Genomic DNA, 22,569 nt, shown 5'->3' on the forward strand with positions numbered 1-22,569 from the left:
GACAGGTGGAAAGAGTTCTTCCGGCCCCTGAAGGTGGGCAGGGCGGTGACGGTTACCCCCTCCTGGGAAACGTACGAGGCCCCCGCAGGGGAAACGGTGATGGTCATAGATCCCGGGCAAGCCTTCGGGACCGGGTCGCACGAAACAACCCGGCTCTGCATCGAACTCATCGAGAAGGAGTTCGACAGAAGCGTGCCGGAGCGGTGCCTGGACATCGGGTGCGGCACGGGGATTCTCGGCATATTGATGGCGAAAAAAGGCGCACGGAATGTCCTCGGTGTCGACATCGACGATAAAGCGGTGCGCACGGCCAACAGGAATGCGCGAAGAAACGGCACCGGCGGCTCTTTCCGGGCAACGAACCGCCCCCTGGGCGCTATCGGGGGGAAGTTCGACTTCCTCAGCGCCAACATCATCGCCGAAACCCTCGTTTCGATGAAATCCGACTTTTTCAACCTGCTCGGCAGGGGGGGAAGGGCCGTTCTGTCCGGCATACTCGTCGAAAAAACAGACTGGGTGGTGGAGGAGTTCCAGGGCGGCGGTTTCCACGTTACCGACAGCTCCTTTCTCGGGATCTGGTCGGCAGTTGCCATGAAAAAGGAATAGCAATGCCCCTTTTCTTTTTGCAGGCAGAAAACATACGCGGAGACAGGGCAACCTTCAAAGAGGAGGAGGCGAGGCACATCAGGCGTGTCCTCCGCCTGAAACGGGGGGACAGCATTGCCGGTTTCGACGACGGGGGAAACCGCTACCACCTGACAATCGTCGATGAGACGGTGAAATCGGTGATATGCCGGATAGACCGCATGGAGCCCCTCTCGCGGGAAAGGCCCGTAGCCGTGCACCTGGGCGTGGGGATACCGAAGGGAGACAGGTTCGACTACATCCTGCAGAAAACAACGGAGCTCGGCGTGAGCGGGATCGTCCCCTTTCTCTCCTCCAGGACGGTCGTCAGGGTGCCGCCCGGAAAGAGGGAGGGTCGCCTTCTCAGATGGAGGAGGATCGTAACGGAAGCCGTCAAACAGTGCGGATCCCCCCATGTGCCGGAGATAGGGGAGATACACACCTTCCAGGGGGCCATCGACCTTCTGTCGGGGTGCGATCTGAAGATCATTCTCTACGAGGAGACCTTTGCCTTTTCCCTGAAGCCCACCCTCGAAAAGGCGCAGAACCCGGAGAGCGTCGCCCTCATCGTGGGACCGGAAGGGGGGTTTTCCCGGGACGAGGTAACGCGCGCCCGGGGCGCGGGTTTTATCGTTGCCGGGCTGGGGAAGAACATACTCCGGGTGGAAACGGCCGCGGTCGCCGCCCTGGCCATGATCCAGTACCGGTTTCAGAACATGTAAGGACAGGGGAATGGAGAACAATATCGCCTTGATAGGCACGGGGGAAGGTTCCATTGCGAACAACGATGTGCGCTACACGGGATTCATCGTTCGCTTCCTGGCCAGGCTTCTGGACATAATCGTCCTGGTGGCGATCATCAACATGCTCTTCTATCTGGACACCCTGGGAGGGGCCAGAGGCTGGTGGCCCCCGATGCCTTTTCCCGGGGGTGAAGCCGCCCCGAGCTCATCGCTCCTGGACATGGTAAACATAATCCGGGGTCTCTTTTACGCGGGACTCCATCCCCTCTACTACATCATCCTGCACGCCATGGGCGGGCAGACCCTGGGCAAGATGGCCTTCCGCATAAAAGTCGTTTCCATCAGCGGACAGGACATCACGATGGGACAGTCCATCATCCGGTGGTTCGGGTACCTTATCTGCGACGTTACCGCCGGCGTCGGCTACCTCTTCGTCATCCCCAGCAGGTACAAGCAGGGCCTTCACGACAGGATCGCAAGGACGACGGTGATCTACCTGAAATAAGCTTGCCAAAGCGCAGTTAACCGCAAAAACACTGGGCCGGGCGGGCCGAAACCGATCGAGGGGGAAGCTCATCGAAAAATCAGGACCCCCCCGGTGGCACAGGCGAATAGACCGGCGCCAGACGGAGACCCCCTGATGAAAACAGTCATGGAAACGTGGACAAGAGTCGGTGATGGAGATGTTTCCGTCGTAATTGTCGGTGAGGCCGGCCAGGGCATCCAGACACTCGAGACGCTCCTTACCTGGGTACTCAAGGATTCGGGCTACCACGTCTTCGCCACCAAGGAGTTCATGTCGCGGGTGCGCGGGGGCAGCAACTCCACGTCGATCCGTGTCGCCGCACACCGGGTGGACGCGTACGTCGACAGGATCGACATCCTCATACCCCTCGCCGCCGATGGGATCCCCCGTCTCGCGGGCCGCATATCACCGGAAACCATCATCATCGGTGAGAAAGAGAAGGTCGAAAAGGTCATCGATACGCAAAAGTACCGCTTCATCGACATACCCTTTACCCGGATCGCCTCGGATATCGGGGGAGGTTTCTACGCAAATATCGTCGCGACGGGGGTCATCGCCTGCATCTTCGACATCGAGAGCGACGTTCTGGAAACCATCGTGGAGAAGACATTTGCCGACAAGGACCGGGATGTTATCGACAGGAACCTGCAGGCACTGGGGAGGGGCTGCGACATAGGCATCGGGCTCATAAAGGGAGGGGAGGTGGCGAACATCCCCAAAAACCCCGGGATCAAGGGGGAACTCCTCGTGCAGGGCACGGAGGCGGTAGCCCTCGGGGCGATCGCGGGAGGGTGCAATTTCATCTCCTCCTACCCCATGTCTCCGTCGACCGGCGTCCTCACCACCCTCTCCCGGCTCGCAGGTGACTTCGGCATCATTGCGGAGCAGGCGGAAGACGAGATCAGTGCGATCAACATGGCCATCGGTGCCTGGTACGCCGGGGCCCGGGCGATCGTCACCACCTCGGGGGGGGGATTTGACCTCATGACCGAAGGCCTGAGCCTCGCCGGCATGATCGAGAGCCCCCTCGTGATCCACCTCGCCCAGAGGCCGGGGCCCGCAACGGGCCTCCCCACAAGGACGGAGCAGGGGGACCTCAACCTCGCCCTTTTCGGCGGGCACGGGGAGTTTCCGCGGATAATCCTCACGCCGGGCACGCTGGAGGAGGCATTCAACCTCACCCGGAGGGCTTTTTACCTCGCCGACAAATACCAGGTGCCCGTGTTCATCCTGACAGACCAGTTCCTGCTCGACTCGTACTACAACATCCCCGGCCTCGACGCCACGAAAGGGGAGGGAAAGAATTTCTTCACCGAGACAGAACCCTCGTACAGGCGCTACGCCCTCACCGACACCGGCATATCTCCCCGGGGCATTCCCGGATACGGCAGCGGACTGGTGGTGGCCGACAGCGACGAGCACGACGAAGAGGGGCACATTACGGAAGATCTCGATCTCAGGGTAAAAATGGTGGAAAAACGGCTGAGCAAAACGGCGCACATACGCAGGGAAGCGCAGGCGCCCCGGATCTTCGGCAGCGGGGAGTACGAAACGCTGGTTCTGTGCTGGGGATCGACGGGCAACGCCGTTAAAGAGGCCGTCGAACGTGAGGAAAGGAGCGGGATCTCGGCCCTTCACTTCAGCCAGGTTTACCCGATCAGCGAAGACGCCGAGAGAACCATAAGAAAGGCGAAACGGAAGGTCGTCCTCGAAAGCAACGCAACCTCACAGTTCGGGTCCCTCATCGGGGCGGAAACGGGCATCCAAATCGATGCCCGGATACTGAAGTACAACGGCCTGCCCTTCTCGGTGGAGGAGATCAGGGACAAATTGGGGAGGGTGTGACCCCCCCGGGAGGAAAGAGATATGGACGCATCACACTTTGACCCCGGACCCGTCGATATCGCCTGGTGCCCGGGCTGCGGAAACTTCGGCATCCTGAGCACGTTGAAAACCGCCCTTGCAGAGCTCGAGATCTTACCGGAAAAACTTGTCCTCGTCTCGGGAATCGGCCAGGCCGCAAAGTTACCCCACTACCTGAAAGCCCACGTGTTCAACGGCCTCCACGGAAGGGCGCTTCCCCCGGCAACCGCGATCAAGGCCGTCAATCCCTCGCTCACCGTCATCGTCGCAAGCGGCGACGGGGACATGTACGGTGAGGGGGGAAACCACTTCGTCCACACGATCCGCAGAAACCCCGACATAACGAACCTGGTCCACAACAACATGGTGTATGGCCTCACCAAGGGCCAGGCTTCACCGACGAGCCAGAAGGGGTTCAAGACGCCGGTCCAGGTGGGCGGGGTCTTCCTCGAACCCTTCAACCCCCTCGCCGTTGCCGTATCGCTCGACGCCTCATTCGTGGCACGGGCTTCCATCGCGGACCCGGAGCCGGCGAAGGAGATCATGAAAAGAGCAATCCTCCACAGGGGATACGCCCTCGTCGATATATTCCAGCCCTGCGTCACCTTCAACAGGCTGAACACCTACCAGTGGTTCAAGAAGAACACCTATTACCTCGACGACGGGTACGACCCCACGGACCGGGTGGCGGCATTTAGCAAGGCGATCGAAACGGAGCCGTTTCCCCTCGGCATCATCTACGTGAATCCCGACAAATCGACATTCGAGGAAAACCTGGGCGTGTTCGACAAAGACAGCAGGCCTCTCTACATGAGGTCTGCCGACCTCGACAGGCTTCAACGGGTCATCGATGCGAAAAAAATATGAAAAGGAGGATCGGCCACATGGCAGAGAGAGAGAAAGTCGCCGTTGGAAAAAAGGCACCGGCTTTTACCCTCCCCGATCAAAACGGGAAAGATGTGGGGATCGAGGGCTTCCGTGGCAAATGGGTGGTTCTCTATTTTTACCCGAAGGACAACACCCCCGGGTGCACAACGGAGGCGCAGGATTTTTCACGCTACAAGGGTGAGTTTGCCAAACTCGGCGCGGTGATCCTCGGTGTGAGCGCCGACTCCCAGAAGAGCCACAAGAGCTTCTGTGAAAAGAGGGGCCTGACGATAACGCTTCTCTCCGATCCCGAGCGGGCCGTGCTCGAAAAATACGGCGTCTGGAAGCTGAAAAAGATGTACGGGAGGGAAGTCATGGGGGTGGAAAGAACGACTTTTTTGATAGACCCCGCCGGAAAGGTCTCCTTCATATGGCCGAAAGTGAAGGTGAACGGCCACGCGGATGAGGTCAAAGCGAAGCTGGCCGAATCCCGGTAAGGCGGTCAGGATGAAAAACCCCGGGGGCCGATCCGGTATTGCCGGGGGGCCCCGGGAGGGCAGGGAGAAGATGAAAGATCTAAGAACCTGCAGCGACTGCGGATACGGAAACGGGTTTCACCTCGGTTTCAGGGGTAGCGGCGAAACGGTCTCGCTGTACCTGATCTGCCCCATGTGCGGAGAAAGTTTCAGCCTCGAGCGGGCACAGGAGGCGCTTCTTCGTCCCGACGCCGGGAAGGAGGGAGGAGAATGAAGAAAAGAGTCCTGGGGGTAACGATCGAATGCGTCTCCGGCGACATTGCTGCGCAGAAAGGGATAGACGCCGTCGTGAACGCGGCGAACGCACAGCTTCGGCCGGGAGGGGGAGTGGCGGGAGCCCTGCACCGGGGGGCCGGGCCGGGGCTCGACCGGGAGTGCCGCCCCCTCGCCCCGATAAAGCCCGGGGAGGCAGTCATAACAGGAGGCCACAACCTGCCAAACCCCTACGTCATCCACTGCCTGGGGCCCGTCTATGGCGTCGACGAGCCGTCGGATGAGCTCCTGGCCGACTGCTACCGGAACGCCCTGAGGCTCGCCGAGGAGAAGGGGCTGCAATCCATCGCCTTCCCCTCCATCTCCACCGGCGCTTTCGGGTTCCCCATGGAAGATGCAGCCGCCGTGGCATTCAGGACGGTACTCGAAGCGGTCCCTGAGCTGACATCGGTCAGCCTCATCCGCTTTACCCTCTTCGGGGAAGAGGCGCGGGATATACACGAGAAAGCCCTGGAAACTATCTCTTCAGGAATGGAAAATGGCGGGTAGGAACAGAGAGGCCCTGTGCGCCAACCGATGCGCGCCGGCGCCGGCTAAATAGCGCAATCCTGGGACCATTCTGCCAAAGGCCACCTCTGTCCCGTGCTCCGTTTTTTCTATTTAGCCTTTTTGAGCTCCTTCTCGATTGCCGCCTGAAAGCCGTTGAAGCTGCGGTCCCTGAGCAGCTTTCCGTTGACGAATATCGTGGGGGTGCCCCTCACGCCGGCCCCGACTCCTTCCTGCATGTCCCTGTTTACCAGCGCCAGGGCACCGGGGTCTGCCATGGACTTCTCGAACCTCTCCATGTCCAGGCCCATACCCCGGGCCAGGGACAGGATCTTTTCATCGTTTAAGCTGTTGAAGTTGGCATAGAGGAGATCATGGTACTCCCAGAACTTCCCCTGCTCTTTCGCCGCCAGCGCCGCCAGCGCCGCTTTCGCCGCAAACTTGTGCATCCTCAAGGGGAAATTCTTGAATATGAGCTTGACCTCTTTCGGATATTTCTCGAGCACCTGCTCGAGTACAGGCACGAGCCTGGCACAGTAGGGTCACTGAAAGTCGTTGTACACGGCCACCGCAACGGGTGCGTCCGGCAGCCCTTTGACGGGTGAGCCCGTTTCATCGATCTTCTGCACGAAATCGAGAGATACGATCTTGATCACCCTGTCCTTGCCGCTCTGAAGGTATATCTGGTCTCCCCGGGGCGACAGGGCGATTCCGTCGAAAGCCCCACCGGTTGCGATCTTGTCCTCGAGCTTCCCTCCAGCCGAATATATGAGGATGTTACCCCCCTCGGTGAGGACAAAGGTCCTCAGCCCGTCAGCCGAGGTGGCCACATCGAGGGGCTTCTCATCCAGATCGAGGGTCTCCGTGACGAGCCATTCCACGGAACCATGGGCACCCGCGACAAACCCGAGGCCGAGCACGGCTGCCAGCAAAACCGGAACGAGCCTTTTCACCATTTGCATCCTCCCGCAAACCCGTATTTTCCCCATTGTACCAGATAAGTCCCCTCAGGTGACCGACATGTGCCCGTCAAAGACCGGGGGTTTATGAGGATCACTCCTTCAGGAACTGGCGGAGAACGAAGGGAAGGATGCCACCGTTTGTGAAGTATTCGAACTCGTTCGGCGTATCGATCCGTGCCAGGACGGAAAAACTCCTTTCCGCCCCGTCGGGGGAAACGGCCCTCACCTCGAGTTTTGATGCGGGGGAAAGCGACGAGACGCCAGCAATGTGGTAGGTCTCCCGTCCCGTCAGCCCCAGGGATTTCCAGCTTTCCCCATCCCGGAACTGGAGGGGAAGCACGCCCATGCCGATGAGATTGGAGCGGTGTATCCTCTCGAAGCTCTCTGCAATAACCGCCCTGACCCCAAGAAGCCTGGTCCCCTTCGCCGCCCAGTCCCTCGACGAACCCGTGCCGTATTCCTTCCCCGCTACCACGATGAGAGGGACCCTTTCATCGCCGTAGCGCATCGCCGCATCGTAAATCCACATCTGCTCATCGGTGGGAAAATGGCGGGTGAACCCCCCCTCGATGCCGGCGAGTAGTTGATTCTTTATGCGGACGTTTCCGAAGGTGCCCCGGATCATCACCTCGTGGTTTCCCCGCCGGGACCCGTAGGAGTTGAAATCAGCGACGGAAACGCCCTTCGCTATCAGGTACTGGCCGGCCGGGCTCTCTTCCGGAATGGCGCCGGCAGGCGATATGTGGTCGGTGGTGACCGTATCGCCTAAGAGGGCGAGAACCCTCGCGCCCGCGATATCTCCCTGATCCGAGAGATCCGCTGCCATGTCCGCGAAATAGGGAGGCTCTTTTATGTAGGTTGAGGTCTCATCCCACCGGTAATCGCCGCCTCCGGGGACCTTCATGACGTTCCACTGCTCGCTCCCCTGGAAAACGTTGGCGTAGGTATTCTGGAACTTCACCGGGGTGACGTACTTCTGGACGTGTTCCTGAACCTCAGCGGGGGGCGGCCAGATATCTCTCAGGTACACCGGGTTGCCGGCCGTGTCGTGGCCGAGGGGGTCCTTTGTCAGGTCGAGGCTCATCTTTCCCCCCAGGGCATAGGCTACGACGAGCGGCGGCGACGCCAGGTAGTTTGCGCGGACCTGGTTGTGAATCCTGCCTTCGAAGTTCCGGTTTCCCGAGAGGACGGAGGAGACGACAAGGTCATCCTCAACCACCGCCTTCCTGATATCATCGGGAAGGGGACCGCTGTTGCCGATGCAGGTCGTGCATCCGTATCCGACGAGGTGAAACCGGAGGCCTTCGAGGTAAGGCATGAGCCCGGAATCGATGAGGTAGTCCGTCACGGCGACCGACCCGGGGGCAAAGCTCGTTTTCACCCAGGGCTTGACCTGGAGGCCTCGCTTTATGGCATTTCTCGCCAGGAGCCCCGCCTGGATCATCACGGAGGGATTGGACGTGTTGGTGCAGCTGGTTATCGCCGCAATGACCACGTAGCCGTGGCAGAGACCGTAGGAGGTGCCGTCGTGCTTGCTTATCGGCACGCAGATATCTTTCGGCCCAACGCCGGCAGAGGCGGGAATTTCACCGTTCACCGGGCACCCGCCCTCGTTCAGCCAGTCTTCGAGGTGCTCCCGGTCGATCTTTATCTGCGCCATTTTTCCCGTGTCTTCCAGCAGCTGATAGAACGAGTCGCCCGCCCCGGAGAGGGAGACACGGTCCTGCGGACGCGAGGGACCGGCCAGGCTCGGCTCGATCGATCCAAGGTCGATCTCGACCACCTGGGAATAGACGGGATCCGGCTTGCCGGGGTCGTACCAGAGGTCCTGCTCCCGGTAGTATGCCTCGGCGACCCTCGCCGCCTCTTCCCGTCCCGTGAGGCGGAGATACTCAACCGTCTGCCCGTCGACGGGGAAGATACCCACCGTGGCACCGTATTCGGGCGTCATGTTTCCAATGGTGGCGCGATCGGCCACCCCGAGGCCCGGAAGCCCGGGCCCGAAGTACTCGACGAACTTGCCCACCACGCCCAGCTTCCGGAGACGCTCCGTCACCGTCAGCACGAGGTCCGTCGCCGTCGCGTAAGCCGGGAGATCCCCCGTAAACCTGACACCCACCACCTCGGGTATGGGCATTGAGTAGGGCTGCCCGAGCAGAACCGCTTCCGCCTCGATTCCGCCGACGCCCCAGCCCAGGACACCGATGCCGTTTATCATCGGCGTGTGGGAGTCTGTGCCCACGAGGGTGTCGGGATAAACGGTCAGGCCATCATCCCCTTCCGACACCATGGCGACGCGGCCCAGAAACTCCAGGTTCACCTGATGGCAGATGCCCGTGTTGGGAGGAACAACGGTGAAGTTGTCAAATGCCTGCTGTGCCCATTTTAAAAGCTGATACCGCTCTTTGTTCCGCTCGAACTCGAGCCGTTCGTTCTCGAGGAAGGCGGAGTCGCTGCCGAATCGGTCCACCTGGATTGAATGGTCGATGACCAGGTCTACCGGGATGCGGGGGTTTACCCTCCCGGGATTGCCGCCGAGCCTGGTCAGGGCAGATCGGATGGCCGCTAAATCCACAACGGCCGGAACGCCCGTGAAGTCCTGGAGGAGGACTCGCGCCGGCATGAACTCTATCTCGATCCCCGGGCCGCCGTGCGGGTCCCATCCCGCCAGGGACGCGATGACCTCAGCGGTGACCGTCACGCCGTTTTCGTGGCGCAGCAGGTTCTCGAGCAGTATCCGCAGAGAATAGGGGAGCCGGCTCACATCGCCGATCCCTGCATCATAGAGTGCCGGCAGGGAGTGGAATATGTGATCGCGGCCATCTATCCGGACGGTTCTCTTCGTGCCGTAACTGTTTCCCTTTCTCTTTCCCATTTTTTTCCCCGCTCCCCGTTCTTTTACATTGATAGCACCCTTAACACAGTCCTATCAACGAAAAAGTAAATCCTTATGTTTGGATTGAAACGCAGGCTTCCGGGTTTCATCTTTCATGGTGTGGGGACACCTCCCGGGACCACGGGCAAGGGAAAAGAAAAGCCTTCAATATCAGGCTTTTGAGATATACTTCCCATCATAGACCCGCACGCCGTCTTCAAGGGTGAGGAAAGATGCACCTCTTCGGTAAAGTAGAGCGCGCTACATTCGTGGCCAGGCCGAACCGGTTCACCGTGGAATGTGTCCTAAAGGGGAAGCGGGTAACGGCATACCTCCCGAACCCCGGCAGGTTGTGGGAGCTGATGATTCCGGGGGCCACCGTTTATCTGGAGAGGGCCGCTGCGGCGGAAAGGAAGCTTTCCTTCACGGCGGTTGCGGTGGAGCGGTCGGGGATCCCCGTCATGCTCCACACCCACCGCACAAACGACGTCGCCGCAGCTCTCATCGAAGAAAACCGCATCCCGGGGCTCGAAGGTTTCAGGATCACGGGACGGGAAGTGCGCCTCAACCGGAGCCGGGTCGACTTTCGCCTCGAAAGGGGGCGCGAGGAGATCCTCCTGGAGGTGAAATCGTGCACCCTCTTCGGCAGCAGGGTGGCCATGTTTCCCGATGCGGTGACGGCCCGGGGGAGGAGGCATCTCGAGGAGCTCGCGCGCATTCCGGGAAAGGGGAAACGGGGCGCGATCCTCTTCATCGTCCACTGGCCTCACGCCGAGTACTTCCTTCCCGAGTATCACACGGACCTTCCCTTCTCCCTTTCATTTCTCGAGGCCAGGGACAAGCTTACGATACTGACCGCTGCCGTTGGCTGGAAAGGCGACCTGTCACGGGAGGATTCGGTCACACCGCTGACCGTCCCCTGGGAGGTGATTGCCCGGGAAGCGAAGGACAGGGGCAGCTACCTCATCATCCTCCGTCTTTCGCGAAGGAGGGTGCTTTCTGTGGGAAAACTCGGAAGGGTAGCGTTTCCCAAAGGATACTACGTTTACTGCGGTTCTGCGAAAAAGAACCTCACCGGGAGGATAGCGCGGCACCGGCGGCTCAGGAAGAAGCATTTCTGGCACATCGACTACCTCCGGGAGGCCGGTGAGTTCGTCGCCGCCCTTCCCGTGAGGACGGGCGACGACCTGGAGTGCGAAATCGCCCGTTCTGTGGAAAAATTGGGAGAAGTGCCGGTGCCCTCTTTCGGGGCTTCCGACTGCTCGTGCCCATCACACCTTGTCAAAATGCCCCACAATCCCTTATATTCTGCAAAGTTTCATTATTTGCTGCAATATTACAGAATGGACAGGCTCTTCACGGACTCCTGACCGGCAAGGGGGAATCGAAGCGCCCCGTCACCATTCCTTCCCGTTGTGCCCCGGGGCTTTCTTTATCCCGAAATTCTCGGCTGCCCTTCCGGCGATTGCGTTCCCTATCGGAATGGACGCCGTGGCGGCGGGAGATGGTGCATTGAGCACGTGTATCGTGCGATCCGTGGCGGCAATCCTGAAGTCGTCAACGAGGCTTCCGTCGGGCTCGAGCGCCTGGGCACGAACGCCCGATTTTGCGGGAACGATATCGCCGGCACTGATCTGCGGCACCAGCCTCTCAAGGGCCCTGAGGAAAGCCGTTCTGCTGAAGGAGCGGTAGAACTCACCGGCCCCCACCCTGCCGTATTTTGCTACCATCCGCCAGAACCCGGGGTAGCGGAGCATCTGCCCCGTGTCGGCGAGGGAGAAATCGAAGCGGCCGTACCCTTCCCGCTTCAATGCCAGCACCGCATTCGGCCCCGCCTCCACTTCCCCGCCCACCATCCGCGTGAAGTGCACCCCGAGAAAGGGAAAACGCGGGTCGGGAACGGGGTAGATCAGGTTTTTCACGAGGTGCCTGCGATGGGAAACGAGGGTGTAATACTCGCCCCTGAAAGGGATGATCTGTATTCCCGGGTCCACTCCGCACATCCGGGCGACCCTGTCTGCATAAAGGCCCGCACAGTTAATCAGGTAGCGGCTGTGCACCACACCCCCTTCCGTCTCGATAGCCATACCGCCCCCTTCCATGCTGACCGATGTCACCCGTGCCCCCCTTCGTATCTCTCCCCCCCGCTCCATGATCACCGCGGCGAAGGATTCCGTCACCCGGGTAAAATCAACGATTCCCGTCTCGGGGACGAGGAGCCCTCTCACTCCCGAGGCGTGCGGCTCGTACTCGGCGATCTCTTCCCCCCGTATGCCCTTCAGGCCCGAAAGACCGTTCTCCATGCCCCTCCTTTCCAGCTCATCGAGGCGGGGGGCCTCTTCCCGGCTGACGGCAACGACGATCTTTCCGCACCGCTCGCTGGGGATCGCGTGATCCTCGCAAAAGCGGTAGAGCGCCTCGCGCCCCTCGACACAGTACCTGGCCTTCAGGCTCCCCGGCCGGTAGTAGAGCCCGGCATGGATCACCCCGCTGTTTCTCCCGCTCTGATGGGCTGCAAGCTGCTCCTCCGCCTCGAGGAGAACCAGGGAGACCCGGTACTGTCTCAGAAGGGCCATCGCCGTGGCCGTCCCGATGATGCCGCCACCGATGACAGCGATGTCATGGTTCGTAGGCTTTCCCACCGAAACGCTCCCGCTATTTATCGCTATTCTCGGGGGATCGGAACCCTTTCCCCGCCCTGCCCGAGCTTACCCGGACCCGGGAAAGGCCCCCCTACACACGGTAATCGTACCCTCTCTCACCCAGAAAGGCCAACACCCCGGCTATCCCCGGGATTCCCGACCTGCCCCCGATCTCCCTGCACTTCATCGCCGCGAGTGCGGAGGCAAAGATGACCGTCCTCCTTATGTCCCAGCCCTTGAGGAGACCGAAGATATACCCTCCGTGGAACACGTCCCCCGCCCCCGTCGTATCGGCCACGTCCACCTCGAAAGCCGGGACCGATATCATGTCCCGGCCGTCCCAGGTGACGCTGCCCCGGGACCCGAGGGTTACCGTCACGGCCTTGCAGGAAAAGCGTTCCGCCGCCCTGCGAAGGTCTCCCCCCGAAGGGTCCCACCCCAGGTCGGCGGCAAACTCGCCCGACGCCACCAGATAGTCCGAGAGCGCCGCTATTTCGAGCATTCCCTTCCTTACCCTCCCGGCGTCGAGCATAACGGGGATACCGAGCTCATTTGCCCTTCTCGCCGCGAGGAGGGAAACCTCGGCCATCAGCCCGTCGAGAAGGAGAAAATCAGCGCCCAGGAGGAAATCCTCTCCCAGCTCCTTTTCTCTGAGCTCCTCCCCCGTTGCCCTCTTCCAGAATATCGTCCTCGTCCCGGTCCCCCGCTCGATTGCGATGAACGCTTCCTGTGACGATGCCCCCCTCCTCGTTACCAGCCCTCCCACGTCGATTTTCTCCCCGGCGAGGGACGCTTCTATCTTCTCGCCCGCACCGTCGTCTCCTCTCACCCCGTAGAACCTGCAGGAGGCACCCAGGCGGGAGAGGGCGACGAGAGCCGTCGCAACGGGCCCCCCTCCCTGCTCTTTCCAGAGGAGGATTTCCGTTTTCGTGTCTGTTTCGGGAAAAGACTCAACAAGACCGAGATAATCCAGGCAACACTGGCCCAAACCGGTTACGCGCATGAGAAATTATACCATGCAGACATCCCGGAAAGGTCAGAGGGGAAAGCCCTGAACCCTGTAATCGGACAAAAAGGCAGTTTCTGGTTTCGCGTTTCTCGTTTCGCGTTTCCGGTTGAACCGGAAACGGTAAACGGTAAAATGTAAGCTATGAACTGTTCCTATTCCGCATTCCGAAATCCGAATTCCGCATTGCCGTCATGTACGAAGATGGGAGTCGACAGTCGAGAGGAGAAAGGAGAAAATCGTATAACAACCACTCTCCCCTACCTATTCTCTCCTTACTCCTATCGGGTTTTGAACTCTAAACGCGAAACTCGAAACTCTAAACTCTGAGGTGACGATCACATCAGTTCGAACACCCCGGCTGCCCCCATCCCGCCGCCGATGCACATGGTTACCATGCCCAGGGAAACGCCCTGCCTCTTCATCTCGTAAAGGAGCGTCGCCGTCAGTTTTGCGCCGGTGCACCCCAGCGGATGACCCAGCGCGATGGCCCCGCCGTTGACATTTACCCTCTCAGGATCGAGGCCGAGCTCTTGCATCACGGCAAGCGACTGGGCCGCAAATGCCTCGTTTAACTCGATCAGACCGATATCCCCCTGTTTGATGCCGAGCCTCTGAAGAACCTTCGGTATCGCCTTCACGGGGCCGATCCCCATGATCTCGGGGGGAACGCCGGCAACGTCATAACCGAGGAACCTGGCGAGAGGTTTGAGGTCGTAAGCTTCAACGGCTTCGGCGGACGCGACCAGGACGGCCGCGGCCCCGTCGCTCATCTGGGAAGAATTTCCCGCGGTGACCGTTCCCGTGGAAGAGAAGGCGGGCCTGAGCTTGGAAAGGGCCGCCAGGGAGGTGTCCTCCCTCGGTCCCTCGTCGGTGTCGAACAGGACCTGCTTCTTGACCGGGGGACCGCCGTTGTCTGCAATGAACACGAAAGTCTCGACGGGAACTATCTCCTCCCCGAACCTGCCCCCCGAGATCGCAGCGACCGCCCTCTGGTGACTTTTCAGGGCAAAGGCGTCCTGTTCCTCACGAGAAATTTCGTACTTCTTTACCACCTCCTCCGCCGTGAGGCCCATCGGCATGTACACTTCGGGATAGCTCTCGATGAGATCGGGATTGAAGGCAACCTTGTTTCCGCCCATGGGGACCATGCTCATGCTCTCCGTCCCGCCCGCCACGATCAGCCCCGAAGCACCCGAAAAGACCCTGTCTGCTGCTATGGCAATGGACTGGAGCCCCGAGGAACAGAACCTGTTTATCGTCATAGCGGGCACATCGCAGGGTACTCCTGCCTTGAAGGCGGCTATCCTCGCCACGTTCATCCCCTGTTCCGCCTCGGGCATGGCGCAGCCGAGGATTATGTCATCGATCCTGCCCGGATCGAGGTCGGGGTTTTCCTCCAGTATGCCCTTTATGACCTCCGCGGCCAGGTCGTCGGGCCTCGTATCCTTCAACGTTCCCCTCAACGCACGGCCAATTGCCGTCCTTTTTGGAGACACTATGTATACGGTGCTCATTTCAACCTCCAAACGTGTCAGTTTCGCAAGGGTTTGTTCGTCATAAGCATGTGCTGAATCCTCTCAACGGTCTTTTCCTCGCCGCAGAGGGAGAGAAAAGCCTCCTTCTCCAGGTCGAGAAGATGCTGTTCATCGACCTCCCGGCCGGGGGCGACGTCACCACCGGAGAAAATAGTGCTGAGCTTGCTGCCGATGTGGGCGTCGTACTCCGAAATATAACCCGCCACCCTCATCGTGTAGAGGGCGTACTCGAACATGGCCATGGCTCCTCTTCCGGGCATCCTGACCTTCGCACCCCTGACCGGCTTCCGATAGCCGTCGGCGGCCATTGCGAGGACGCTTTTTTTCGCATCGTGAATGAGGAAATCCCTGTTTATCGATATCCGGTCCATCCCCTCTCTCAGGTACCCCAGTGCGAACGCCTCCTTCGCGCTGGTGGATACCTTGGCCATGGCGACCGTCTCGAAGGCCTTTCTCAAAAAGGGGAGCGGATCCGCACTCACGTCCTCCGGTATCTGGCCGAGGGCCCGGAGAATCATCTCCTTACACCCGCCGCCCGCCGGGATGAGTCCCACACCCACCTCGACGAGCCCCAGGTAGAGCTCCCCGGCTGCTCTCACCTTCGGGGCGGGAAGCGTTACCTCGGCCCCGCCGCCGAGAGTCATCCCCGCCGGTGCGACTACCACGGGTTTCTCGCAGTACTTTATTCTCATGCACGCTCTCTGAAACTCGTCGATCATCATCGCCACGTTGTCAAAGTTCTTGCTCTGTATCTCCATCAGAAGGAGAAGCAGGTTTGCCCCTGCGGAGAAATGCTCTCCGTGGTTCGCCAGGACAAGCCCTTCGTGCTTCGTGACCTCCCCGGTGGCAAAGTTGATCATCTCCACGATATCCGCATCGATCGCGTTCATCTTCGTGTGGAACTCCAGGCAGAGGACCCCCTCCCCGATGTCGTAGAGCGTTGCGCCGGCATTTTCCTTTACCACACCCCGGGACTGCCGCACATCGGGAAGATGGATGATATTCTCGTTTACCGGGATGTGGCGGTAGTCTCCCGAGGAGAAATCGAAATATCGCCTCTTTCCATTTTCTTTGTCGTAGAAGCCCTCATGCCCCTTACCGAGAAATTCCCTGACCTTCTCCGGTATCTCCCTGCCTTCCCTTTCCATTTTTTCCACCGACTCCCTGACGCCGATCGCATCCCACGTCTCGAAGGGGCCCAGCGCCCAGTTGAAACCCCATTTCATGGCGTTGTCGATGTTCACCAGGTCATCGGAAATCTCCGGGATCACCCTGGCGGAATAAATGAGCGTCTCTGCCATAACGTCCCATGCGAACTTCGCGGCCCGATCGTCGCCGAAGACGACGGATCTGATCCTCTTCCCGGGGTCATCGATGTTCTTTGCCCCATCAACCGATGGAAAGGAGGGCTTCTGCATGGGGCGGTATTCCATGGTCGTGTAGTCGAGATAGTTGAGCTGCTTCCCCTCTGGCGTTCTCTCCATCCTGAAGAAGCCGGCACCCGACTTTCTCCCCAGGAGCCCCCCCGCCACCATCTCCTTCACGAAATCGGGCGGCAGAAAAGATGTCCGGGCCGGATCATCGGGCAGGTTTTCGTAGACATTCCCGGAGACGTGAAGGAGCGTGTCGAGGCCCACCAGGTCGGCCGTTCCGAATGCCGCGCTCTTCGGTCTTCCCGTAGCCGGGCCGAGCACCCTGTCCACTTCCTCGACGGTGAGGCCATGCGCTATCATCACGTGCATTGCGTGCATCATGGAGAACACGCCGACCCTGTTTGCGATGAAGTTCGGCGTGTCTTTGCAATAGACGATTCCCTTTCCCAGGATATCCTCCCCGAAGGCTGCCGTGTCCCCGACAATCGCCGGATCCGTGTCTTTTCCCGGCACGACCTCGAGCAGCTTCATGTACCGGACGGGATTGAAAAAGTGTGTCACGAAGAAGTGCTTCCTGAAATCCTCGGGAAACCCCTCCATCATCTGCCCGATGGAGATTCCCGAGGTATTCGAGGTAACCCAGGTGCCGGCCTTCCAGTGTTCGAGGACCTTCCGAAAGAGGGTCCTTTTGATCTCGAGGTTCTCCACTACTGCCTCGATGACCCAGTCAACCTCTCCCACCACGTAGAGGTCATCTTCGAAGTTACCCGCCTGTATCAGGTCGATGTCGCGCTTTGCGTAGATCAGGGACGGACGGCTCGTCACGATGTTATCCAGGCCCTGCTTCGCCAGCCTGTTTCTCACCTCGCCGGACGCGAGGGTCAGCCCCTTTTTCTCTTCCTCCGGCGTGAGAGACCCGGGCAGGATATCGAGGAGGAAACAGTGAATCCCGGCGCTTGCCAGGTGTGCGGCAATGCCGGATCCCATGATCCCGGCGCCAAGAACAGCTGCCCTCTTGATTTCCCGTCTCATCGCTCCCCCCTTTCACTTAATTATTGAATGATTGTTCACTCATTAAAACTATACCATCCCTCCCCTCATGTCAACAAGTTTAGCACATCCGGGAAATATCCCCGAAACCCAGACCACGGGAAATGGAGCGAACTGCCAGATCACAAAGCAAGGAACCCATCACACCCCCCATCTGCTCCGCCCCTTCACTCCGCGGCCCGCCCTACCATTCACTCCCACGGCGCTGACCCCCTGAACCAGCGGACCCAGCCACTGAATCATCCCTCGTTCCGGATTCTCCAATCTGCACTCTGTATTTTTTCCCTCACCGGCTCTCCACGGCGTTTCCCCCGTGCCATTTCGTCACGAAGGGGCTCATCCGGTTGTTCCCCATTTCCCTTATAACGCCATTAGTTGTATTATGATGTAGTCATGAGCGGAATGTATGTCCACATCCCCTTCTGCATCAAAAAGTGCTCCTACTGCGATTTCTATTCGGTCCCCTACTCCCGTGAACTGGCGGAAAAGTATGTGGAAAGCCTCATCGGGGAAATTGAAATCTTCGCTTGCCATGCAGACCCCCGCACCTGCGGAGCCCTAAACACCCTCTATATCGGCGGGGGGACACCATCCTGCCTTACCCCCGATCACTTCAGCAGGATCACGGAAACCATCGTGGAACGCTTCGACCTGTCGGCGCTCAAGGAATTTACCATAGAAGTAAATCCGGGAACGCTGTCAGCGGAGAAGCTCTCCGCCTACAGGGATGGGGGGGTGAACAGAATCAGCGTGGGGGCGCAATCTTTCAACGACAAGTACCTGAAAAAACTGGGAAGAATACACAGAAAGGAGGATGTCTACCGGACGATGGGGCGTGTCCGGGACGCCGGGTTTTCCAACGTAAACATCGACCTCATTTTCGGTATCCCCCTGCAAAGGGAGGAGGAGGTTGTTTGTGACGCCACGGAGGCGATTAGCCTCTCTCCCGCCCACATATCGGCCTACGCGCTGTCGATAGAGGAGGGGACGCCCCTCTTCGAGGAGGTGCGGTGCGGACTGGAAACCCCCTCTGATGATGCCTATGCACAGTGTTACCGCACCCTTGGCGGGCTTCTCGAAAAACAGGGGTACCACCACTACGAAATATCCAACTTCGCCAGGAAAGACTGCGAATGCGCGCACAACATCGGGTACTGGACGGGGGAGGAGTACATCGCATTCGGAGCGAGCGCATCGGGCCACCTGAAGGCGGGCCGCCCTCCCGGCGGGCTCCGGTACACGAACCACGAGGCCATCGGGGAATACATACGGGCGATCGAAAGGGGGCAGCTGCCGCGGGCGGAATCAATGGTAAATGACGTCGCGACGGCGTGGAAGGAGCGCCTGATAATGGGCCTCAGGCTGACAGATGGCATTTGCATGGCCTCGATAGAGGGAGAACTCGGAGAGCCGCCACGGAGCATAAGGAAGTCGATACGCCACCTCGTCGAGGCAAAGATGCTGCAAAAAGACGGCGACGTGCTGAGGATCCCCCGGGATTTCATTTTCGTCTCGAACGAGATCCTTTCCCGCCTCGTTTAGGGAAACATATACCGGATAAATCCCGGCAGCCAGCGGCCGGGGCTCACAAAGACGAAAAAATCGGGTATCCAGCTGCACGCCAAGCCCGGCATCTCACTATTTCAAACGCACCCTGTAGAGGGAATAGAGTTTGCCCCGGTACACCGCCGAAACGGTCCCGAGGGAGGAGAGTTTCACCGATGGATCGGCACCGGGAAAGATCACATAGGCGTTTTTCCTGTGCAACGTGTAGGCCACCACATCCTCGAAGCTCTTTGCGCTGTGCACTTTCTTCCCCGTAAAATAGACCACCGACGGCTTGAACTTCCGGTAAAAAATTACGGGAGAATCTTTATTCTCTTCCTTGTTCAGAAACCGCGAAATCTTCTGCAGGTCCATCTGCCGGTACTCATACACCCCGGGGAGAACGGCGAAGAAGACGAACCACAGAAACAGAAGCTGGGGTATCAGCATCGCCGCGAAGATCTTTACCCTGACTCTCTTTATGTTTCTCCTGAACACGGCGAATAGCCCCACGAAGAACCCTCCCACGAGAAGGAGTCCCCCGGGATAAAAGAGGAGCTTTGAAAGCCCGGCCTCCGAGATTACGGGAAAGTATTCCTTCGGGTAAATCATCAATATGCCCAGGAATGAGCAGCAGATGGAATAGGCGTATGATCCCGTCACGAAACCGAGATCTGAAACCTTCTCGTTCAGGATCACCTTTTCGAGAAAGAGCCCTACCATGATCGCCAGTGCAGGAAATATGGAGAGGATGTAGGTGGCAACCTTTTCTGAGGAGAGGGAGAAATAAATGAAAATGACGCAGCTGAAGAGGAGCAGGAACATGTCGAGGCTGATGTTTTCACCCACCGCTTTCAGGGAAAACCCCCGCTCCCTGAGGATGGAAAAGACGGTCTGGGGAAGGAAAAGGGACCAGGGAAACATACCGAGAAAGACCACGGGGACGTAGTAATAGACCGGACCCGGGTGATCCGACGATGCGCTCAATATCCTTCCGATGGATTTCCCGATGTAGGCGTTAAAGAACTCGGGGCCCATCTGGAGGTGCAGCGCGACGTACCAGGGAAGCGCGATGAGGAAAAAGAGCACGAGGGCCTTCCAATCCGCCAGGGCCCTCACCATCCTTTTCAGGCGCCCGTTGAGCCACGAGAAGAGGAAAAGGCACAGAAGGGGTAAAATGGCTCCCGCTATCCCTTTCGTGATAAGCGCAAGGGCCATGATGCAGACACCGGCACGGACCAATAGCCTGTCCACCCGTTTCGCGTCGAAGGTCCCCATATAGAGCAGGAGCGAGGAGAGGAACAGGAAGACGGAAAAGACCATGTCTGCCACGGCAACCCTTCCCATGTAGGCAAAAAATGAGGAGGTTGCCAGGATGACGCCGGCGAGAAACCCCCCCTCCACCCTCGACTCGCGGTGCACGATGCGGCCAACGGCCATGATCAAACCGAAGGCGAACAGGGCGGAAACGAGCCTGAACGACCCCGGCGAGAAACCGAATATCTGGTAGAAACCGGCGAGAAGCCAGTAGTAGAAAACGGGATGGTCCATCCTCGGCTCACCGTTGAAGGTGGGCACGAGATAATTCCCCGACCGCACCATTTCAACGGCAGACGCGGCATACCTCGTCTCGTTCACATCGAAGAGGCCATGTATCGACAGGCCGAGCAGGCAGATGGTAAGCCCGAGGATAATGAGGGAAAATATGGCCGAAAACTTCTCGATCCGTCCCCGGGCTTCATAATCCGACAGCTCGCTGTAGTTTACCTGCACGGGACATTCCCCTCACGGCGAAATGATTGCCAGGATGTACCGGTCCACGTCGATATACTTACTTCCCACTTCCATCACCTGGCCCTTCGTGACCGCCTTGACCCTTTCGGGGAACCTGAGAAACTCATCGATTCCCGTTCCGTAGAGCTCGTTGAACATGAGGGAGTTGGCGTATGAACCGTTCGACTGCAGCCCTATCTCGAAGTTCCCTATGACGTAGTTTTTCGCTCTCTCCAGCTCCTCGTCGGTGATCCCCTCTTTCAGAAACTTCAGGATCTCCTCCCACATGGCATCCTTTGCCTCCGCCAGCTTGTCTCCCCCGGTGCCCATGTAAAAGGCGAAAAACCCCCTGTCATACTGCTCTGATGAAAAGGCGCTGAGGGAATAGGCAAGCGATTTTCTGTCCCTCAGCTCCCTGAACAGCCTGCCTCCCTGCCCGGCAAGGGCGGAAGAGAGGACCTCCAGGGGATACCGGTCGGTGCCCGCAAAGGTCGTTCCCAGGAAACCTATCACGAAGTGGGCCTGCAGCTTTTCCCGCTTCTTCTCCACCGTCACGGGGCTTTCCGGAGGCGACACCTCCCTGCTCTCGACGATCGATGTGTCCCCGTCCCTTGCGAAATCCTCGAAGGCAGACGCCACGACGCTGCCGGCATGATCCGGGTCGACATCTCCGGAAATCACGATCACCATGTTCGCCGGGAACACCAGCCGGTTGTAAGATGCCACGATCTGGTCACGGGTGAGAGAAGTCACCGATTCGGTGGTCCCGAGGGGATCGAGGGAATAGGGGTGTCGACCGTACTGGGACGCGAGATAGAGTTTGATGACCTCCTTCGTCGGGGAGTCCTGCTGTGCCTTGATGGCCGCCAGCACCTCCTTTCTCTTCTTTTCCATCTCATCTTCGCTGAAGGTGGGGGTGAGGATCATTTCAGACATGAGCTCGATGCCCTTTTCGAAGTCCTCGCTCAAAAACCTCCCCTTGAGGCCGAAAGAGTTTCTTCCGGAGAAGGCGCTGACGCTTGCTGCCATACCCTCTATGATCTCGGAGAGGTCAGCTGCCCCGTTGCGCTTCGTCCCCCTCGTGAGCAAGTACGCCATCATGTTGCAGACACCGTTTTCCTCCGGCGTCTCGGCCCTGACGCCCCCGAGAAACCCCACGCTGATGGCAACCACCGGAACGGCGTGGTTTTCCCGCATCACGACCCTGATGCCGTTTGCAAGGGTGCTCCCCTCTATGGCTACGGCACGCTCTTTCTTCCCCGAGACAACCCCTGCATAGGACCTCTTCGCCATCTCCCTCACGTCGCCTTCTGTCAGCGAGAGATCCGACTCCTGGGGTATCACCAGCGAGATAACGAAGTTGTCCTCCCGGAAGAACTTCCGGATCACCTGGCTTATGTCCTCCCTCGTCACCCTCCGCACCATATCGACGTACTTTTCCTCAAAGAAGGGGTCGCCGAGAACGGTCCCGTAGAATCCCAGGAGCCTGGCGAGGGAAGACTGGGATTCGAGAGAATAGACGAAGTCGGCGATGGTCTTTTTTCGCGCCCGCTCGAGCTCAGACCCCGATACGCCGAAGGCAACCACCCTGTAGATCTCCGCCAGGATTTCCTCTATGGCCTCCTTCACGTTGGCGGGCTCGAGGGTAACGCCGATGAGCATGAGTCCGGGATCCTGGGGGGTAAAGGAATAGGTGTAGACCGAGTCGACGAGCCCCCGTTGATCCTTGACACGTGAGTAGAGCCGGGAAGTCTCCCCCTGCCCGAGTATCATGGAGAGGAGATCGTACGCGTAGACGTCCCTGTCGGTCAGGGCGACGCCGGGAAAGGCCATGTCGATGTAGGCCCTTTTCGTGTCCATCTTTTTTACGATGATCTTGATCCCCTT

The 22,569-nt window shown here is 59.2% G+C and carries 19 protein-coding genes; 10 read left to right on the forward strand and 9 right to left on the reverse strand.

Features of this window, described 5'->3' with window-relative positions; translation table 11 throughout:
- The 8 genes from GTN70_01670 to GTN70_01705 all read left to right on the forward strand — a co-directional run.
- On the forward strand, positions 1-606 hold a 606-nt coding region (locus GTN70_01670), incomplete at its 5' end, for a methyltransferase (GenBank protein ID NIO15705.1).
- Between the two features lie 2 nt (positions 607-608).
- Positions 609-1,346: a 16S rRNA (uracil(1498)-N(3))-methyltransferase gene (locus GTN70_01675; GenBank protein NIO15706.1), complete on the forward strand. Its 738-nt coding sequence runs from the start codon at positions 609-611 to the stop codon at positions 1,344-1,346.
- A 10-nt stretch (positions 1,347-1,356) separates the two neighbouring features.
- A complete protein-coding gene (locus tag GTN70_01680) occupies positions 1,357-1,872 on the forward strand; it encodes a hypothetical protein (GenBank protein NIO15707.1) in 516 nt (171 codons plus the stop codon).
- A 147-nt stretch (positions 1,873-2,019) separates the two neighbouring features.
- Positions 2,020-3,738: a 2-oxoacid:acceptor oxidoreductase subunit alpha gene (locus GTN70_01685; GenBank protein ID NIO15708.1), complete on the forward strand. Its 1,719-nt coding sequence runs from the start codon at positions 2,020-2,022 to the stop codon at positions 3,736-3,738.
- Between the two features lie 21 nt (positions 3,739-3,759).
- On the forward strand, positions 3,760-4,623 hold the full coding sequence (locus GTN70_01690; GenBank protein ID NIO15709.1) for a 2-oxoacid ferredoxin oxidoreductase: 864 nt from the start codon (positions 3,760-3,762) through the stop codon (positions 4,621-4,623).
- 17 nt (positions 4,624-4,640) lie between these two features.
- Entirely contained in the window at positions 4,641-5,120 is a 480-nt protein-coding gene (locus GTN70_01695) for a thioredoxin-dependent thiol peroxidase (GenBank protein NIO15710.1), read from the forward strand.
- A gap of 70 nt (positions 5,121-5,190) precedes the next feature.
- Positions 5,191-5,373, forward strand: a complete 183-nt coding sequence (locus GTN70_01700) for a hypothetical protein (GenBank protein NIO15711.1) — start codon at positions 5,191-5,193, stop codon at positions 5,371-5,373.
- Positions 5,370-5,921: an RNase III inhibitor gene (locus GTN70_01705; protein ID NIO15712.1), complete on the forward strand. Its 552-nt coding sequence runs from the start codon at positions 5,370-5,372 to the stop codon at positions 5,919-5,921. Before GTN70_01700 ends, GTN70_01705 begins: the two co-directional genes overlap by 4 nt.
- A 107-nt stretch (positions 5,922-6,028) precedes the next feature.
- Here GTN70_01705 and GTN70_01710 read toward each other — a convergent pair whose 3' ends face one another.
- The 3 genes from GTN70_01710 to acnA all read right to left on the reverse strand — a co-directional run bounded on the left by GTN70_01710 (position 6,029) and on the right by acnA (position 9,755).
- Positions 6,029-6,442: a thioredoxin domain-containing protein gene (locus GTN70_01710; GenBank protein ID NIO15713.1), complete on the reverse strand. Its 414-nt coding sequence runs from the start codon at positions 6,440-6,442 to the stop codon at positions 6,029-6,031.
- Between the two features lie 18 nt (positions 6,443-6,460).
- Entirely contained in the window at positions 6,461-6,874 is a 414-nt protein-coding gene (locus GTN70_01715) for a hypothetical protein (GenBank protein NIO15714.1), read from the reverse strand.
- Positions 6,875-6,971: 97 nt separating this feature from the next.
- Positions 6,972-9,755 carry an aconitate hydratase AcnA gene (gene acnA / locus GTN70_01720; protein NIO15715.1) on the reverse strand — a complete coding sequence of 928 codons (2,784 nt, stop codon included), beginning with the start codon at positions 9,753-9,755 and terminating at the stop codon, positions 6,972-6,974.
- A gap of 233 nt (positions 9,756-9,988) precedes the next feature.
- Between acnA and sfsA the strand changes: the two genes are divergently transcribed.
- The gene (sfsA, locus tag GTN70_01725) at positions 9,989-11,125 is read left to right on the forward strand and encodes a DNA/RNA nuclease SfsA (GenBank protein NIO15716.1); all 1,137 of its coding nucleotides are present in this window, start codon (positions 9,989-9,991) and stop codon (positions 11,123-11,125) included.
- 27 nt (positions 11,126-11,152) lie between these two features.
- Here sfsA and lhgO read toward each other — a convergent pair whose 3' ends face one another.
- From lhgO to GTN70_01745, 4 genes are all read right to left on the reverse strand, one after another.
- Entirely contained in the window at positions 11,153-12,331 is a 1,179-nt protein-coding gene (gene lhgO / locus GTN70_01730; GenBank protein ID NIO15717.1) for an L-2-hydroxyglutarate oxidase, read from the reverse strand.
- A 157-nt stretch (positions 12,332-12,488) separates the two neighbouring features.
- A complete protein-coding gene (locus GTN70_01735) occupies positions 12,489-13,400 on the reverse strand; it encodes a sugar kinase (protein ID NIO15718.1) in 912 nt (303 codons plus the stop codon).
- 341 nt (positions 13,401-13,741) lie between these two features.
- Positions 13,742-14,920 carry an acetyl-CoA C-acyltransferase gene (locus tag GTN70_01740; GenBank protein ID NIO15719.1) on the reverse strand — a complete coding sequence of 393 codons (1,179 nt, stop codon included), beginning with the start codon at positions 14,918-14,920 and terminating at the stop codon, positions 13,742-13,744.
- A gap of 17 nt (positions 14,921-14,937) precedes the next feature.
- Positions 14,938-17,346 carry a 3-hydroxyacyl-CoA dehydrogenase gene (locus GTN70_01745; protein ID NIO15720.1) on the reverse strand — a complete coding sequence of 803 codons (2,409 nt, stop codon included), beginning with the start codon at positions 17,344-17,346 and terminating at the stop codon, positions 14,938-14,940.
- A 411-nt stretch (positions 17,347-17,757) separates the two neighbouring features.
- On the opposite strand from GTN70_01745, the gene hemW reads away from it, so the two are divergent.
- Positions 17,758-18,906 (forward strand): radical SAM family heme chaperone HemW, encoded by a 1,149-nt coding sequence (gene hemW, locus GTN70_01750; GenBank protein NIO15721.1) that lies wholly within the window; start codon positions 17,758-17,760, stop codon positions 18,904-18,906.
- A 96-nt stretch (positions 18,907-19,002) separates the two neighbouring features.
- On the opposite strand, the gene GTN70_01755 is transcribed toward hemW, so the two are convergent.
- A complete protein-coding gene (locus GTN70_01755; protein ID NIO15722.1) occupies positions 19,003-20,682 on the reverse strand; it encodes a hypothetical protein in 1,680 nt (559 codons plus the stop codon).
- A gap of 12 nt (positions 20,683-20,694) precedes the next feature.
- Positions 20,695-22,569, reverse strand: a 1,875-nt coding sequence (locus tag GTN70_01760; protein NIO15723.1) for a hypothetical protein, incomplete at its 5' end; no start/stop codon positions are given.

The sequence above is a fragment of the Deltaproteobacteria bacterium genome, from assembly GCA_011773515.1.
Taxonomy (GTDB): domain Bacteria; phylum Desulfobacterota; class Deferrimicrobia; order J040; family J040; genus WVXK01.